Genomic DNA, 17,306 nt, shown 5'->3' with positions numbered 1-17,306 from the left:
CATTATTCATCAGGTTGCACAATGCCTAATGATATACAAAGGTAGTATAAATTGTCATTGTGAGCCTCTGCTAAAGCCAGTAGAATACGCTCATGCTAAATTTAACCCCCCGTTATACCAGCACTCGCATCGACGAGTTGCCCGCCGCGCTGCAACCATTTGCCGCTCAATCATTCACGCTTGCCCGTCTGTATGCAGGGCGAGGTATCACTGCGCCTGATGAGCTGGAGACTAGCCTGTCAGGTCTATTGCCTGCTGAGGCCCTGCACGGTGTCACTGAAGCCGTGCGCTTATTAGATGTGGCCATTGATGAGCGTCAGCGCATCTTGATCGTTGGTGACTTTGACTGTGACGGTGCCACCAGTACAGCCTTAATGATGCGCGCGCTCACAAAGATGGGTGCGGTCGTTGATTTCCTAGTACCAGATCGTTTTAAGTACGGTTATGGCCTGACGCCAGAGATTGTCGAGTTAGGTATTGAGACTTTTCAGCCAGATATGATAGTGACGGTTGATAATGGTATCTCAAGTCACGAAGGGGTGGCACGCGCCCAAGCTGATGGTATTACGGTGATTATCACAGACCATCATCTCACGACCAAAGAGACGCCACCTGCGGAAGCGGTAGTCAATCCCAATCAGCTAGGTTGTGACTTTGCTAGTAAAGCACTGGTTGGAGTTGGAGTCGCGTTTTATGTGCTCGGACGCTTAGCAAAGCTACGCCGCGAAGCTGGCAAGTCTACGGTACAGGTGAGCCAATATTTAGATTTAGTCGCACTTGGGACGATTGCAGATGTTGGGGTACTGGATAAAAACAACCGTATCTTGGTACATCACGGTTTATCAGCTATTCGTCAAGGCCGCTGCTGTATGGGAATATTGGCATTGCTTGAGCAAGCGGGCCGTGATCCTAAGCAGCTTCATGCGCAGGATTTCGGTTTTGTATTAGGCCCACGTATCAATGCAGCTGGGCGTATGGATAATATGCGCATCGGTATCGAATGCTTATTAACTGAAGACTGGAGCACCGCACAACGTTTGGCACAAGAGCTTGAACAGCTGAATCGTACGCGTCGTCATGTAGAGGGCGAGATGCGTGCGCAAGCTGATAGTATCGTACAAGCACTGGTTAATAAAGATAATAACGACGATAGTACGAATGGTGATAGTGATGATAATGGCAGTAACGATGACACAATTACTCAAGCACTTGTTACTCAGAATGTGGCTACTCAAGCTGTCTCTACTGCTAAGGTCAACAATACAGGTGCTCGTAGTATTATTCTGTACCAAGATGACTGGCATCAAGGAGTCATTGGCATTGTCGCTGGTCGCTTAAAAGAAAGCCATTATTTACCCAGTATCGTTTTTGCACCAGCAGACACTGAACAAATAGATGAAGATAGTGCCATTAAAGGCTCTGCACGTTCTATCGCTGGCGTACATATTCGTGATGCGATTGAACAAGTTGCTGAGCGTCATCCTGACTTAATCAGTCACTTCGGTGGACATGCGATGGCAGCAGGTCTGACCCTCAAGCGTCGTAACTTTGAGGCATTTGTCACAGCTTTTAACGAAGTGATGGCTCAAATGGATGATGAGGTATTTGCAGAGCAAAAATTCACCGATGGACCTTTGCAAGCGAGTGACTTCAGTTTATGGTTTGCCGAGCATTTAGCCGATGCCAGTATTTGGGGTCATGGATTTGCACCGCCAATATTTGATGGCGTGTTTGAGGTTCTGAGCTTTAAGATTTTAAAAGATAAACATCTTAAGTTATCGCTGCGCTATCCAGACGTTCAATATCCGATAGAGGCCATTTGCTTTAACTTCGATAATGAGGCTTGGGATTATCGTGCTAAGCAAGTCCATTTATTATTTCAGCTAGACATCAACGAATGGAACGGCAAACAAAGCTTACAGTTGATGGTCAAGGATTTGGCTGTGGTAGAGCAAGGGTAAAGCGAAAATGTTAAATCGATAATACTAAAAGCCCTCAAATATGGGCGCGTTGGTATTATCAACTTTAATTTAGTCTAGGGCGTGTCTTCAATTCACCCGATAGTCATCTAAATGGGCTAAAAATGGTTAAATCTTGCCAAACAGCGTCAAATAGCTGGTTAATATCCCGATATTATCTGCGCTATTTTTCTTGTTTGACGGCAATTTATCTCATTTTTATCACCATTTTTGAAATGAAGACACGCCCTAGTATCAGTATTTCCACTCTAGTGTGGGGAACTGCCAATCGTAACGAATAGCAAGCATACGCAAAGTAAAAATCGTACTCATCGTAGAGATGTCAGCTACCCAATCTGTCACGCCTAAATTCTTTAGAGCAAAGTACAGCACGCCACCCGTCAACGCTGCCGTGATATAAATCTCTTGCTGTAGTACCAATGGAATCTCATTGCAAATCATATCGCGAATGATGCCACCAACCACGATAGTAATTACACCTAATAATAGCGCTACAGGCACATTGGCGCCCATACTGTCAGCGACTTTGATACCGATCAGTGTAAATGCTGACAGACCAATGGTGTCAGAAAGCTTGAGGAACTTATCCACTCGTCTAGAGTTTGGATGAAAAAATATCTGCATCGCTAGCGATGAAATCGTAATAAGGGTCAGATAGCTCATATCTACCATCCAAAATAACGGATGGCGATCGAGAATGACATCACGTACCGTGCCGCCGCCGATAGCAGTGACAATAGACACGAGAAGACAGCCGAAGACGTCGAAGTTTTTGTGCTTGGCAAGTATCGTGCCCGAAACGCTACAGGCGATAATGCCAATCATATCGAAGAAATATATCAAAGAGCGCGGGTCAAAAGTAGTGATCAGTACGGTAGGGTCCAATACGATAGCCAACATGGGCAGTTCTCACTATTTTCAATTATTGTCAGTCAAACAAAGGCTATCTCAGCAGAGTCTTGCTCAATCAATCAGTCTACGAGTCGAATAGAAGGCAGATGCCAGTCGAATCTGAGCGCGAGCATACGTACTGCAAAGATGACAAACAGCATAATAAATTCGTTGAGACTGGCGTCCACCCCAAAATACTGTAAGCATAAATAAGTCACAGACCCTGCGATACTGGCAGTAATATAAATCTCACGCTGTAGTACCAGCGGAATCTCATTACAAATGATATCACGTAACAAACCACCAATGATGGCGGTCCAAACACCCATCATAATAGCAATAAGGGGAGACATGTCTAGGGTTAAGGCCACCTTAAAACCAATGACACTAAAAGCGGCCAACCCAATGGCATCAAAGAGCTTTAACGCATTATCAATCTTATGATAAAGGTGAAAGAAGATTTGTAAGATAAGGGAGGTCACCGTGATAACGATCACGTAATTAAGATCAGTCATCCAAAATAGAGGGTGACGGTCGAGAGCCATATCGCGTAATGTCCCACCGCCGATGGCATTGACCATCGCTACCAAGATACAACCAGCGATATCGAAGCCTTTATGCTGCGCAAGCAAAGTCCCTGCAATCGCGCAGGCAACAATGCCAACCATGTCCAATAAATATAATAGAATATCAGGAAAAATCAAAGCATTGCCCATGGTTATATTGCCAAATCGAGATCATCAAAGTGATAGGTGTTTTTTAGGTGGCTATTCAATGCATAACTGTGACGAAATGGGCGTAGTGTTATAGTGCCATTTAGCCGTCTTTTGCAAATAATATCAGCCCTACCATAATAAGCCCTATACCGACCAGTCCCATCGCCGAAGGTATGGCGTTACCTAACAATAATATACCCCCAATCAAGGCAAAGATAACCTCACTGGCTTGGGTTGAGTCAACGCCTGCAACCTCGCTTGAAGTAACAGCTTGCTCGCGCGCATACAAAAATATAGTGGTCGCTGCCACGCCTGCTAATAGAGCAACGAGCAACGTATTGATTATTTGTGAGGCGTGGGGCTGGTCAGGGCGCACTATAATGCCCAAAAACAGCCAAAATGGCAAACACCCGAGAGTCATTAGCCACACTTTGTTAAAGGCATTTTGCAGTAGCGTGGTTTCGATAGAAGGAATACGAGCAATTAGATTTTGTAGGGATGAGGTTGCCGCAGTGTTGTTACTTTGAAGTACGCTATCGAGGTCGGTAGCATCATATGTCGTAGCTGGCAAATCATAAGCTTCGGATATGAGTGGTTCATTCTGCTCACTGATATCAATACTAATACTGATGCTAGCTTTTTGATCGTTAAACTCTGCTGCCTTCTGTAATTCAGTATTGCGCTGGCGGGCATTATGAGAAGCCTGCCAAACCAGCTGGTTACCAATTGGGTAGCTAAAAGCAGCGATAAGCGCAGGTAGCGCACCGTAGAGCAGCATGTCAGACATTGGGACGGTGTCGGTTATAGCAGCAGCATGCAGACCTTCACTGATATTGACGAGTGCCACACCGATAAAGACAATGACAGCATATACGATGAATTTTTTATCAAAACGTTGACCAAATGCCAATAGTACAAGTAAACTGGCGACGACGGTAAACATAAAGGTAGCCGCTACCACCCATCCCGCAACATGATCTGCGGCATAGCAAATACCGGTATAAAACAGTCCAAACCCGATACTGCCAGTAATGCACCAAAAGCCCCAATGCTGAAGAAAAATCCTCATTAGCGCTTTAATACGACCAAAGCCATGTTGTATCGCAATAATGACGGTAATAATTAACAGCATAAAGACATAGCGTAGACTCGCTGACCAAAACCAATGTCCACCTGCGCTACTCATAAGCTCATTTAAGATAAATGTCGAGCTAAAAAACGCACCTGCTAGCAAGCCCAATAAAATGAGTTTGATCATACCGCTACCTTATCCATGGCACTCAACGTGTTCACACTTTTTGTTTGTTACTTGCTGATAATTACTTGCTGATAGTTACTTGCCTTTGGCATCTGCCCAAATGATTTTGTGCAATTGCAGCTGAAAGCGAACTGGCAAGGCATCAGCCAACATCCATTCTGCTAGCTCGCGCGCCAATACAGGTACTTCAGGGCTGAGCTGTTCATCGACATCATTTGCGACATTAAACATCGGAGAGAACCATACCGTACCGACCAATTCGTTTAGCTTATACTCGGTCAATTTAGCTTTTGCCCAGTCGTAATCTGTACGATTCATAATGACAAACTTGATTTGGTCATGCTGAGTGAGATAGTCGAGGTTTGACCATAGATTCTTATCGACTTCACCTGAGCTTGGTGTTTTGAGATCCATTACCTTGCTGACTGCTGCTGGCACGTTTTCTACCGTGAGTGCGCCTGCGGTCTCAAGGGATATCTCATACCCATCGCTCAGCAAACGTTTCATCAATTCAATGGCATTTGGCTGTGCTAATGGCTCACCACCAGTCAGACAGATACGCTTGCACGGATAACCTTTGATGGTTTCTATGATGGTTTCTAATGATTGACGTTCGCCGCCAGTAAAAGCATATTCGGTATCACAATAGACGCAGCGCAGCGGACAGCCCGTTAGACGCACAAATATCGTCGGCAAGCCTGAAGTGATTGCCTCACCTTGTAAGGAATAAAAAATCTCAGTCAGACGTAATCCTGCTTCGGGGTCAGTAACAGGGATAGCGGCGGTGCGTAATGATGATTCACTCATAATATTTCAAATACAGTTAAAGGTCGATAAGGCGATGAAGCGCTTATCAATCGTAATAAAAAGGCAGGGGATGGTACGAATGATTTTGTGTTTGTATAAAGACAAACTAAAAGAGGATTATAACGTAACGCGTTATATTAAGCTGCAAAAAAGATGCTGGAGTCATCCCCCAGCATCTTCATATAAAACAATATTATGTACCAAATAATGGTACGTGCCAAATATTTAGGCTAGGCGTAATAGCTCGTTTACTGATGTTTTTGCACGAGTTTGCGCGTCAACTTTTTTCACGATGATGGCAGCGTACAAGCTGTGCGTGCCATCTTCTGACGGTAAGCTACCTGGTACAACAACAGAACCTGCTGGTACACGGCCACGATGAATCTCGCCAGTTTCGCGATCATAGATGCGCGTCGATTGACCGATATAGACACCCATAGAGATGACAGCGCCTTCTTCAACGATAACGCCTTCAACGATTTCAGAGCGTGCACCGATGAAGCAGTTGTCTTCGATGATAGTAGGGTTTGCTTGCAATGGCTCTAATACACCGCCGATGCCAACGCCACCTGATAAATGCACGTTTTTACCGATTTGAGCACATGAACCAACGGTCGCCCACGTATCAACCATCGCACCTTGATCGACATAGGCACCGATGTTGACGTATGACGGCATCAATACTGCGCCTGCTGCGATGAAAGAACCTCTACGTGCGACAGCTGGTGGTACAACGCGTACGCCTGCTTCTTTAAACTGCGCTTCGGTCCAGTTAGCAAATTTAGTTGGAACTTTGTCATAGAACTGTACGTGTTCGCCAGCGGCTTGGACGTAGTTGTCGTTTAGACGGAAAGACAATAGTACGGCTTTTTTGGCCCACTGATTGACAACCCATTCGCCATCTTTCTTTTCTGCTACGCGCAGGCTACCGTTATCTAGTTGCTCAAGTACTTGATTGATAGCATCACGCACGTCTTGTGGCATATTAGCTGGACTGTATTCGTTACGGTTTTCAAAAGCTTGTTCGATGGTTTGTTGTAATGACATAAAGGTTCCTAAAATGAATGAAAGGGAGGGTGATCTTAATGTTATGGTTAAAGACTTATATGACCCAGCCTAAAGAAAATTCAAGGTATGGCTTGGTCCAAAAACTTGCTTGCCGTATTGTCGCTAATTTGACCGCTTTTAGCAAACGCGTTGAGGGTCTTATTGTGACAATATTGAATGAGTTGTTTTCAGACATCCTCTCAAAACAACTCATTTATCATAATTTAATTGTCTGCCGTGTTGGTCTCTATCCACTCTAAAATATCTTGATAAACGGTCTGTTTATCCTTTTCGTGCAGCACTTCATGGCGCATATTAGGATACAGCTGAATATCGACATGACTGAAATGACGTTTGTCCAGACGCGTGACAACCCTACGTATACCGCGACCCATTTCACCAATCGGATCATCTTCACCGCTGATAAACAGCATTGGGAAGTTTTTGGCAATAGTGGTAGCCCAATTTTTATTTAATCCAGTATCCATGAGCGTGAACAATGTCATAAAGCCATTATTGGTAAAGTCAAAACCAGTCTTAGGATCGGCTTCATAGGCTTCAATGTTTGCGGTATTTTCACTGAGCCACGCAAACTGTGAGGACGAATTGCGATCAGATAGTTGGCTGTTAAGGACTTTATTCATCACCTTGGCAAAAATTGTATTCGGTTGTCTTGGAGCAACTCTGGCCAGTAGCTTGTTAATAGGTAATAAAACCTTAGCCAGTGGGTTGGCGTCTGCGGAACCCATTAGGATGGCACCTGTGAAATTATGCGCATGATGCTTGAGTACATTGCGTACGATAAATGAGCCCATCGAGTGACCCATCACAAAATGCGGGACGTCTGGATGACGGTCTTTTAGGCTATCGGCCATCACAATCACGTCTTTCAAAAGTGACTGTACCGGATGCTCCTCACCAAAAAACCCAAGATCGGCCTCAGTCTTGATCGTCTGTCCATGACCCAAATGATCGTAAGTCGCCACAGCAATACCATTATCTGCCAAAAACTGTGCAAAATCGCTATAGCGACCGCTGTGCTCTGCCATGCCATGCACAATCAATAAAGTCGCGCTAATCTCGACGTCTTTGCTACTTGGTTCAAAAAAATTATGATGCAAGTAGTGAATATTGTCAGAAGACAAAATGTGGTCGTTACTGGTATCGATATTGGTACTCATGTAATGTTCCTTGATTACTTATAATTTTCATTAACGTTTTTGACGATGTTGCTCAAGTAATGGGTCAAGCAGCGCAATTTATCATGCGGCTCTTATAATGTCCTATTGTACTGGGCGATGATAAATAATTTCACCTTATTTTATGATTTTAATTCAGGTGTACAAAATATCATTCTACTAATAACGGTTGACGCAGTGACTATCGCTGAATCCGTATAAGTCATTTACGCTCTTACTGTTTACCCGCAATAGACTGGTCTTATTTATATGATACTTTTAAATGAGTTTTTAAAGTCATTTATATCAATCAACATTCGATCAAACACTAATAGCAACTAACCGCCTTGATAAAATCATCTATGACAAAATTTTCATCGAAAAAGACACTACTATTGGCAGGCGCAGGTCATGCTCACATTGGCATGTTGCGCCGACTTGGCACAGCGCGTTTAAAGGACACCGATACGATAGAGGCAGACATTCATTTAATTAGTGAGCAACCGCAAACTATTTATTCTGGCATGTTACCTGGTTGGATGGCAGGACATTATCAATTGCATGATATCAGTATCGATATCAAATCGCTTTGTGTACGAGCAGGCGTGCGCTTTATTCAGCAGTCGCTTGTAAAAGTAAACGCAGCGTCAAACAAGGTGGTTACGACTGGCGATGAACAAACGGATTTTGACTACGATGTCTTGTCTTTAAATACTGGCGCAGATACAGACATGCGTTGGCTATGTAGCCACAATGACTACAACGAGCACAGAAGCGATAGTGACGATAACAATACTGGTGCTGCTAATACCGACGTAATTGTCATACGACCGTTATCAACATTCATCACACAATGGCAGCGGATTCTAAAAGATGCTCAACAGTCTGAAAGGTATCAATTGGCTATTATTGGGGCAGGCGCTGCGGCAATAGAATTGGTGATGGCCGCTCAAGTCGCGCTACGGAACATCAATCGTAATCATCAGGTGACATTAGTATGCGGTGAGAATCTATTGTCAGGGTTTAATTCAGGCTTTCGACAACGGGTCATTAAGCAGTTACATCGTCATGGCATTACGATAATTCGAGAACGAGCGACCGATTATCGTGACGGTAAATTATCGACCACCCATAAATCATTGCCCATAAATGCTGTCATCGCTGCGACTGGCGTCATAGGCTCGGCATGGACGGCTTCTACGGATTTGGAGATAGAAGGTGATGGGTTTGTCGCGGTAAACGATAAGCAACAGAGCGTCTCTCATTCTAATGTGTTTGCGGTTGGTGATGTGGCGACACGAATCGATAAATACGTGGCGCACTCGGGGGTTCACTCAGTGCATGGTGGTGCTATCGAAGCTGATAACTTATTGGCCTATCTGGGTGACAACGTAATGAAGAGTTATCAGCCAAAGTCGCGCACGCTATATCTGCTGTCTTGCGGTGACAAATATGCCATTGGTAGTTGGGGTAATGTAAACCTACAAGGTCGCTGGGTATGGCATCTCAAGAAATATATCGATAAGCGTTTTATCGAAGTTGATAAGAATTGACGAAGCTGATAAGAACTAACGAAGGTTAATGCTCATTTAGAATAAACCATAAAATCCATATGATTAGTTGTCAATGCTTATTGATAATCAGGTATGATTGATTAGATAAACCGTAAAGTGAGCAATCAGGTTTTACATTGTCAAACTTGAAAATAAACAGTAAAAGCAATGCGCTATCTGTGTTTTCTAATATTTAATGTTACGTTGCTATCCTTTTTTAGTTGTACTGCTAACAGGATTTTAGACCACCATGAAATCAACTATCGAGTTACTTGAGCATACTGATTTTCCAGCGATAAAACGACGTCAATTGACGATATTACAAGTCAATATGGGCTACTTATGCAATATGTCCTGCGTACATTGTCATGTGGCTGCAAGCCCTTATCGTACTGAAATGATGTCACGTGAGTTGGTTGAGCTGATACCAGAGGTATTGCAAGCACAAAACATCGATATGCTTGATTTGACCGGCGGTGCGCCTGAAATGCATGAGGATTTTAAGTATTTGGTTAAGGCTGTTCGGGCATTAGGTGTCAAAGTAATAGACCGCTGTAATCTGACTATCCTTATGGAAGAGGGTTATGAGGGTATGGCGCAGTTTCTAGCAGATAACCAAGTGGAAGTGGTGGCTTCTTTGCCTTGTTATTCCTTAGAAAATGTAGACAAACAGCGCGGTAAAGGCGCGTTTGACGACAGTATATTAGGATTACAGAAGCTCAATCAGTTAGGGTACGGCAAGCCTGATTCAAATTTAACATTAAACTTGGTTTACAACCCACAAGGCGCGACGCTGCCGCCCAATCAACAACAGCTTGAAGCAGACTATAAGCGTGAGTTAAAAGCGCACTTTGATATTGAGTTTAATCATTTATTTGCCCTAACCAATATGCCGATTCAGCGTTTTGGGGCGGTGCTGTTGGCAAAAAACCAGTTCCACCCGTATATGGATTTGCTCAAAGCTAATTATATGGCTGCCAATTTAGCCGAGGTCATGTGCCGTTCGACCATTAGTGTCAATTGGTTGGGTGAGCTGTTTGATTGTGATTTCAATCAGCAGTTAGAGATACTTGTCCCAAACAAGTCACGGCGACACCTAAGTGATTTGTTAACGCAAAACCCGTCTGGTGATGACATTGCCATTGCTGAGCACTGCTATGGCTGTACAGCAGGACAGGGCAGTAGTTGTGGCGGCGCGTTAGAAGAAGAGGCAGTAGAGCCAGTGCTAGCAGACACGCCTTAGCCGTTCTAATGTAAGTGCTTTTAATATAAGTACTTTTGGTATAGATAAAAAACAATCAGTATAAACGGAGTAAGCCTTATGTCAGTATCTAACTTTTCAGCGAAGACATTTTTCGCCCAACCAGTGATTGCTACGACTATTTTATTAGCAAGCGTGGCCGCTCATGCTGACTTTAACCATCAGAGCTGGGATAGCTTATTAAATAAGCATGTGACCATGACCAACGGTGGCAAAGCTTCAGTGGTCAATTATGCTGGTATGAAAGCAGATCAAAGTAAGCTGACAAGCTATCTGGAAGCGACAAGCAAGGTATCTCAATCAGAGTTCAATCGTTGGAGTAAAAATGAACAGTTAGCATTTTTAATCAACGTTTATAACGCTGGTACGGTAGATTTGGTATTAACGAAATATCCAAATGTTAAATCTATCAAAGATATCGGCGGACTGTTTGGGTCACCATGGAAGCAAGAGTTTGTTTCGCTACTTGGTAAGACGCGCTCACTTGATGATATTGAGCACAACCTGATTCGTGGTTCTAAACGTTACAACGATCCGCGCATTCACTTTGCGGTCAATTGTGCCAGTATTGGTTGCCCAGCACTGCAAGATGATGCCTTTACTGGCAAGCGTTTAGACAGTCAGTTAGAGCAGGCAACGTCTAAGTTTTTAGCAGACAGTAGCCGCAACAGTCTCAAAGGCGATACGCTTAAAGTATCACCAATTTTTAAATGGTATAAAGAGGATTTTGCAACCAACTGGCGTGGCACCAAAGATTTAGCAGGGTTTTTGGGTCGTTATAACTCGTCACTAGGATTGAGTAAAGCTCAGACAGCAGAGCTAAAACAAGGCAAGATAAAAATAAGCTATACCGACTACAACTGGAATTTGAACAAAAAATAAGCCAGTTTTTAATCTTACTCGCTGATTAACGTGACGGTATATCCATTGAAACTCTCCATCATCATTCCATTGTTAAATGAAGCGGACAACTTGCCTGAGCTTATCGCTCATATTGCCAGTCTCGATCCGGCACCGCAGCAAGTGATATTGGTCGATGGTGGTTCAGTGGATGGTTCGGTTGCTATCGCCAAAAGTGTGCTCAAAAGTACAGAGATTGCTCAATCAATCATTGATTGGCATATTATCGAATCTACGGTAGGGCGTGCACAGCAAATGAATGCGGGCGCTATGTTAGCAACAGGTGATGTGTTGCTATTTTTACATGCCGATACCGAGCTGCCAGCTGATGCGATAGATAACGTTCAGCAGGCAATAGCTCAGTATGACTGGGGACGATTTGATGTGCGCTTAGACAGCTGTGAGCCATTGTTAAAAATCGTCGGGTTCGTGATAAATAAGCGCTCACGCTTAATGAGTATCGCCACTGGCGATCAAGCAATTTTTATCAAAAAATCCATATTCGAGCAGATTGGTGGCTATCCTGATCAGCCATTGATGGAAGATATTGAGCTCTGTAAACGTCTAAAGAAGTTTGCTCGACCAGCTTGTCTAAAAAGTAAAGTCATAACATCCGCGCGGCGTTGGCAGCAATATGGTACATGGCGGACGATTTTTTTGATGTGGCAGTTGCGCTTTGATTATTGGCGCGGCGTATCGCCTAATGTTTTAAAGCAACGTTATTATAAGTAGTGAGATTGTTTGATTTATAAATATGATAGACAAAAGAAGAAAGAGCTCGTCCTTGTACATTTGACCAATTGAGAGACCGTTATAGTGACAGCTGATTTATCTGCAAGACAGCAAGATACCTGCATCATTCTTTTTGCAAAATATCCAGCGCGCAATAAGGCAAAAACCCGTTTGCAGCCAGCGCTAGGGGTAGATGGCGCTGCACGTATGGCAAGGCAACTCTTACTGCATAGTATTGAGCAGGCCGTTGATACGGGCTTTGCTGTCGAGCTATGTGTGAGTCCAGCACCAACAGATCCATGTTGGCAGGCGCTTGATTTGCCTGACTCGTTGCGCTGGTCTGCGCAGGCCGAAGGGGATTTGGGTTTGCGTATGTTGATAGCCAGTCAGCGCGCATTGCAACATTTTGACAAGGTTGTGTTAATTGGTACGGACTGTCCTAGTCTTACGACAGCACGTATTCAGACATCGGTACAGCAGCTAAATCAACACGATGCGGTTATGATTCCAGCAACTGATGGTGGGTATGTGTTGTTAGGATTTAAACAAGTTAATGACAGCATGTTTTCGGACATTGTTTGGAGTACGGCTAGTGTAGCCGCTGTCACCAAGCAGCGCATGGCGGCATTAGACTGGACACTTGCACTATTTGACCCTTTGCACGATATTGATGAGCCTAAAGATCTAGTACATTTGCCGTCAGGCTGGCTAGATTCTTACATCAATATTAATATCAAAGTGGATAACTACTGATAACCGATAAGTGACAACTAGGTTGATAAACTCACTAATGTAGTTGCATATTCTAAGATGATTCACTAAGAATTTTAACTGGATGGCACATTCAATAAGGATATTGTTATGCATGACGTCGTGCAAAATTACTATGGAAAAGAGTTACAGAGTACCAATGATCTAAAGACCTCGGCTTGTTGTGATATTAGCAATATGCCTGAGTGGCTCAAGCCCTTACTCGCAAATATTCACGATGAAGTATTGAATCGATATTACGGCTGTGGTCTGGTGTGTCCAGCACTGCTCGAAGGCTGCCGAATTTTAGATTTGGGCAGTGGCTCAGGCCGAGATGTCTACGCATTGGCGCAACTGGTTGGTGAGAGTGGCCACGTAGTCGGTGTTGATATGACCGATGAGCAGCTAGCCGTTGCCAGACAGCATCAAGCCTATCATGTTGATAAGTTTGGCTATGATAATGTGACATTTTTGCACGGCTATATCGAGAAACTAGATGAACTAGAACTTGAGGCTAATAGCTTTGATATTATCGTCTCCAATTGCGTTATCAATCTATCACCAGATAAAGCCGCGGTTATGGCCAGTGTACAGCGTTTGCTGAAACCTGGTGGGGAGTTTTATTTTTCTGACGTCTATGCCGACCGCCGTATCCCGCGACACTTAATCGATGACCCAGTCTTATATGGTGAGTGTTTAAGCGGTGCATTGTATTGGAATGATTTCAACCGTTTGTCACGAGATGCAGGATTCTTAGACGTACGTTTGGTTGAAGATCGCCCACTTGAGATTACAGATCCTGCTTTAGCAGCCAAAATTGGTGATATTCAATTTTTCTCTGCGACTTATCGCTTATTTAAAATCGACTCGCTTGAGGATGCTTGCGAAGATCATGGACAAGCGGTGATATACAAAGGAACTATCGAGCAGTCACCGCATCGGTTTGATTTAGATAAACATCATGCTATCGAAGCTGGTCGGGTATTTCCAGTATGTGGCAATACGTTTCGAATGCTGAAAGAGTCGCGCTTTGCGCCGCACTTTGAGTTTATCGGTGATGACAGTCGTCACTACGGTATTTTTGCAGGTTGCGGTGAATTAATGCCATTTAATCAACCTATGATGCTGGCATCTGGTGCAGGTGGTTGTTGCTAACATTAAAGTGGTGTATTTAGCATAAATTTAAATATATATGCTTAATTATGAAAAAGGCCATTATTTTAGATAATGGCCTTTTTTGATTCAATGGGAAACAGCTTGATTAAAATTGAACCGATTAGCAGTAATTAGTTTAAAATGGAAAAGACGCATTACAATCATGTTAGTAAGGCGGCCAGTCTGATCTTGGTATGTTCGTCCATCGCATCTATAGGTGTGACTAATGCTTGTGCGATAGCATTGTGAGCGATTGACTCAGGTAATTCGGCAGCAATTAAAGTCACTGCTTCTCGTATCACTTTTTGAGCATTGTCCGCATTTTTCATTAGGTTCTGTATAGCATAGTCGGCACTAACGGCTTCTTCCGTCGGATGCCAGCAGTCGAAGTCTGTCACCAGAGCTAACGTGGCATAAGCAATACTGGCTTCACGTGCCAATTTGGCTTCTGGCATATTGGTCATGCCAATGATATCTGCCTCCATCTGACGATACCATTCTGACTCTGCCCGAGTTGAGAACTGAGGGCCTTCGATGCAGACATAAGTTGCTTTAGAATGACTGCTAGCTTCTGCAATATCTGCTTGGTCATAAGCGCGCGTCAAGATGTCTGCTAGGGCAGGACAAAGCGGGTCAGCCATCGACACATGAGCGACGGCACCTTCACCAAAAAAGGTACTCACTCGCTGCTTGGTCATATCGATCATTTGATCAGGCACGACCATATCTAGTGGCTTAAGATGCGCTTGCAATGAGCCAACTGCTGATACGGATACGATATAGCGTACCCCAAGCGTTTTTAGCGCATAGATATTGGCACGATAAGGCACTTCGGACGGGGTCAGTCTGTGGCCCTGACCATGCCGTGTTAGAAATGCGACGGTCACTCCCTCAAGCTCACCTAAGACAATATCATCAGATGGACTACCATAAGGCGTCTGTATCGTTATACTGCGTTTGTTGGTCAGTGATGACATTTGGTAGAGACCGCTGCCACCGATGATAGCAATATCAGCAGATAACGTTGCCAGTACTTCCGTGTGGGGTATTGTCATAAGGACTATCCGAATGGGTTAATAAAAGAGAGACACAGGCTAGTGCCATGTAATATCCTGAACCAAAAAATAGCTCAGATAAAATATAGCAGAACTTTTGCCCTTATAGTTATAAATCGAGAATTCTCATTAATTTGCTATATCTAAAAATTCCTAAGAAATAATGCGATATGGCGATATTTGCTAGATATCGATAAAGGTTTACAATAGCGACAATTTTTGTTTTAATATTTATTAAATGAAACTTTGTTTCGCATAGCAAAACATACATATATATTAGTACAATTGATGAATGACCTATATTTTCTCTAATAGCTTTAAATATAAGGTATTGAAAGAAAAATAGAAAGTAAGCTAAGGTTTATTTATTGACAGAATTGCTATATTATTACTCGTCTGTAACGTATTTATGTATAAATACGGATATTGTTAAACGTATAAAACCGATTACTTCAAGGATGAATTCAATGCTTAATTCTTTAAAATCCCCATTACTTTTGTCAGCTATGTTGAGTGCTGCGTTAGGTCTAACTGCATGCTCATCTCCAAGCTCAGAGGGCAGTGATACTGCATCTGCAGATAGCGCGGCAACAGATAAGCTTGATACTAAGTTTTTGACCATCGCTACTGGCGGTGCGTCTGGCCCTTATAACATCATTGGTACTTCATTGTCTGAAGTCTATGTCAAAACCTTTGGCGTAAACTCAAAAACTCAAACCACTGGCGCATCAGTTGAAAACGTCAATCTACTGACCCAAGGCAAGGTCGACATGGTCTTGGCACTGAGTGACGTGGTTACGGATGCTGTCGAAGGTAAAAACAACTTTGAGCAGCCAATCACTAACATTCAGCAGATTGCTGTTTTGTACCCTAATGTGGTGCAAATCGTGACTTCGAAAAAATCTGGTATCAAAAATATTGAAGACTTACGAGGCAAGCGTATTGCGGTAGGCGATCAAGGATCTGGTACAGAAGTCAATGCTCGTACTTTACTGGAAGGGTTTGGTATCACGTATGATGATGTCACCGTTGATTATCTAGGCTTTGCTGAAGCTGCTGATGGTATGAAAGCAGGTAAGATCGAAGCGGCATTCTTTAGTAGTGGGCTACCAAACTCATCTTTGATGGAGTTAGAGCAAGGTTTAGATTTACAGATTGTCACTATCAACCAAGACAAGCTAAAAGAAATCATCGCGACCAAGCCTTACTTCAAAACCTTTGAGATTCCTGCTGGCACGTATGGCAATGAAACAGCCGTACCAACTGCCGCAATCATGAATGCATTATTGGTTAGCTCTGATCTATCTGAAGCGGATGGTTATAAACTAACCAAAGCATTGTTTGATAATTTAGATGGTCTAAAAACAGCTCACCAAGCGGCCAATGATATCAGTTTAGAAACCGCTCGTGATGGCATGGTAGCCCCAATCCATCCTGGAGCTAAAAAGTACTATGACGAACAAGCAGCCAAGTAATTCATTATGGTTATCAACTGGCGCGGCATTTATTGCAGCGCTGGTTTTTTTTACGCTATGGTTAGGCTTTACGCTTCAGTCTGTCGTTGAAGTGCGAGTCGCAGGCGTAGACGGTGCTGATGATAAGGTTTGTTACTTCACTGAGCCTGACTTTCAGCTACGTTGGATACATTCTGTAGAAAAACAGTGGTGGGAAGAGCAGTATCAACGCATAGACGGCAGCAGTACAGAAGGTGCGGAGCTGTTATTGACCACGACCTATTTTGAAGCGTTCGGTGCGGGGACACCCTCCACCGAAATGCTCGCTCCTATACAAAAGCCTGGCTATCTGGGTTATCAAATCAACGAAAAACTGCCTCGCCTTAATTGGGTCGTATCTAGACTGACCAAAGGGGAAATGGATTATGGTGGTCATCGTGTCTTGATTCACCAGTGGGTGCCAGACTATTCTGAAGTGGTGATCATGCCTAAGACGTATGATTTAATTGATAGATTTAAAAAGGACTTTTGTCATGAACTCCCAAGTGACGGATCAAGGTAGTGTGACTA

16 protein-coding genes are annotated in these 17,306 nt (G+C 43.5%); 9 read left to right on the top strand and 7 right to left on the bottom strand.

Translation table 11 applies throughout. The annotated features are described in order from the left end of the window. Nucleotides 1-92: 92 nt before the first annotated feature. Nucleotides 93-1,961 (top strand): single-stranded-DNA-specific exonuclease RecJ, encoded by a 1,869-nt coding sequence (locus tag CXF69_RS02150; RefSeq protein ID WP_101206416.1) that lies wholly within the window; start codon nucleotides 93-95, stop codon nucleotides 1,959-1,961. Nucleotides 1,962-2,213: 252 nt separating this feature from the next. Here the strand turns inward: CXF69_RS02150 and CXF69_RS02145 are convergent, their stop codons facing one another. The 6 genes from CXF69_RS02145 to CXF69_RS02120 form a co-directional block, all read right to left on the bottom strand. Next, entirely contained in the window at nucleotides 2,214-2,879 is a 666-nt protein-coding gene (locus CXF69_RS02145; protein WP_057760888.1) for a trimeric intracellular cation channel family protein, read from the bottom strand. A 71-nt stretch (nucleotides 2,880-2,950) separates the two neighbouring features. Then, nucleotides 2,951-3,586, bottom strand: a complete 636-nt coding sequence (locus tag CXF69_RS02140) for a trimeric intracellular cation channel family protein (protein WP_101206417.1) — start codon at nucleotides 3,584-3,586, stop codon at nucleotides 2,951-2,953. A gap of 100 nt (nucleotides 3,587-3,686) precedes the next feature. Next, nucleotides 3,687-4,844 carry a multidrug resistance efflux transporter family protein gene (locus CXF69_RS02135; protein WP_101206418.1) on the bottom strand — a complete coding sequence of 386 codons (1,158 nt, stop codon included), beginning with the start codon at nucleotides 4,842-4,844 and terminating at the stop codon, nucleotides 3,687-3,689. Between the two features lie 75 nt (nucleotides 4,845-4,919). Continuing rightward, nucleotides 4,920-5,651 (bottom strand): 7-carboxy-7-deazaguanine synthase QueE, encoded by a 732-nt coding sequence (gene queE, locus CXF69_RS02130; RefSeq protein ID WP_101206419.1) that lies wholly within the window; start codon nucleotides 5,649-5,651, stop codon nucleotides 4,920-4,922. Nucleotides 5,652-5,876: 225 nt separating this feature from the next. After that, complete coding sequence (dapD, locus tag CXF69_RS02125; RefSeq protein ID WP_057760881.1) at nucleotides 5,877-6,698, bottom strand: 2,3,4,5-tetrahydropyridine-2,6-dicarboxylate N-succinyltransferase; 822 nt, start codon at nucleotides 6,696-6,698, stop codon at nucleotides 5,877-5,879. 224 nt (nucleotides 6,699-6,922) lie between these two features. Then, nucleotides 6,923-7,879, bottom strand: a complete 957-nt coding sequence (locus CXF69_RS02120; protein ID WP_101206420.1) for an alpha/beta fold hydrolase — start codon at nucleotides 7,877-7,879, stop codon at nucleotides 6,923-6,925. A gap of 359 nt (nucleotides 7,880-8,238) precedes the next feature. On the opposite strand from CXF69_RS02120, the gene CXF69_RS02115 reads away from it, so the two are divergent. The 6 genes from CXF69_RS02115 (at nucleotide 8,239) to CXF69_RS02090 (ending at nucleotide 14,227) form a co-directional block, all read left to right on the top strand. Beyond that, complete coding sequence (locus CXF69_RS02115) at nucleotides 8,239-9,429, top strand: FAD-dependent oxidoreductase (RefSeq protein WP_101206421.1); 1,191 nt, start codon at nucleotides 8,239-8,241, stop codon at nucleotides 9,427-9,429. Nucleotides 9,430-9,679: 250 nt separating this feature from the next. Continuing rightward, complete coding sequence (gene arsS / locus CXF69_RS02110; protein WP_101206422.1) at nucleotides 9,680-10,672, top strand: arsenosugar biosynthesis radical SAM (seleno)protein ArsS; 993 nt, start codon at nucleotides 9,680-9,682, stop codon at nucleotides 10,670-10,672. A gap of 78 nt (nucleotides 10,673-10,750) precedes the next feature. Continuing rightward, on the top strand, nucleotides 10,751-11,572 hold the full coding sequence (locus CXF69_RS02105; RefSeq protein ID WP_101206423.1) for a DUF547 domain-containing protein: 822 nt from the start codon (nucleotides 10,751-10,753) through the stop codon (nucleotides 11,570-11,572). Between the two features lie 45 nt (nucleotides 11,573-11,617). Then, nucleotides 11,618-12,322: a TIGR04283 family arsenosugar biosynthesis glycosyltransferase gene (locus CXF69_RS02100; RefSeq protein ID WP_227543648.1), complete on the top strand. Its 705-nt coding sequence runs from the start codon at nucleotides 11,618-11,620 to the stop codon at nucleotides 12,320-12,322. 84 nt (nucleotides 12,323-12,406) lie between these two features. Next, on the top strand, nucleotides 12,407-13,075 hold the full coding sequence (locus tag CXF69_RS02095; protein ID WP_101206425.1) for a TIGR04282 family arsenosugar biosynthesis glycosyltransferase: 669 nt from the start codon (nucleotides 12,407-12,409) through the stop codon (nucleotides 13,073-13,075). A gap of 108 nt (nucleotides 13,076-13,183) precedes the next feature. Then, on the top strand, nucleotides 13,184-14,227 hold the full coding sequence (locus tag CXF69_RS02090; RefSeq protein WP_101206426.1) for a methyltransferase domain-containing protein: 1,044 nt from the start codon (nucleotides 13,184-13,186) through the stop codon (nucleotides 14,225-14,227). Nucleotides 14,228-14,388: 161 nt separating this feature from the next. On the opposite strand, the gene mtnP is transcribed toward CXF69_RS02090, so the two are convergent. Next, on the bottom strand, nucleotides 14,389-15,282 hold the full coding sequence (gene mtnP, locus CXF69_RS02085) for an S-methyl-5'-thioadenosine phosphorylase (RefSeq protein WP_101206427.1): 894 nt from the start codon (nucleotides 15,280-15,282) through the stop codon (nucleotides 14,389-14,391). Between the two features lie 467 nt (nucleotides 15,283-15,749). Between mtnP and CXF69_RS02080 the strand changes: the two genes are divergently transcribed. Both CXF69_RS02080 and CXF69_RS02075 read left to right on the top strand, forming a co-directional pair. Then, nucleotides 15,750-16,757, top strand: a complete 1,008-nt coding sequence (locus CXF69_RS02080; RefSeq protein WP_101206428.1) for a TAXI family TRAP transporter solute-binding subunit — start codon at nucleotides 15,750-15,752, stop codon at nucleotides 16,755-16,757. Further along, nucleotides 16,735-17,298 carry a DUF1850 domain-containing protein gene (locus tag CXF69_RS02075; protein WP_101206429.1) on the top strand — a complete coding sequence of 188 codons (564 nt, stop codon included), beginning with the start codon at nucleotides 16,735-16,737 and terminating at the stop codon, nucleotides 17,296-17,298. The genes CXF69_RS02080 and CXF69_RS02075 overlap by 23 nt, the downstream gene beginning before the upstream one ends. The last annotated feature ends 8 nt before the right edge of the window (nucleotides 17,299-17,306 follow it).

Source organism: Psychrobacter sp. Choline-02u-9 (genome assembly GCF_002836505.1).
GTDB lineage: Bacteria > Pseudomonadota > Gammaproteobacteria > Pseudomonadales > Moraxellaceae > Psychrobacter.
Note: the sequence above shows the minus strand (reverse complement) of the source record. Positions and strands in the feature narration are given on the sequence as shown.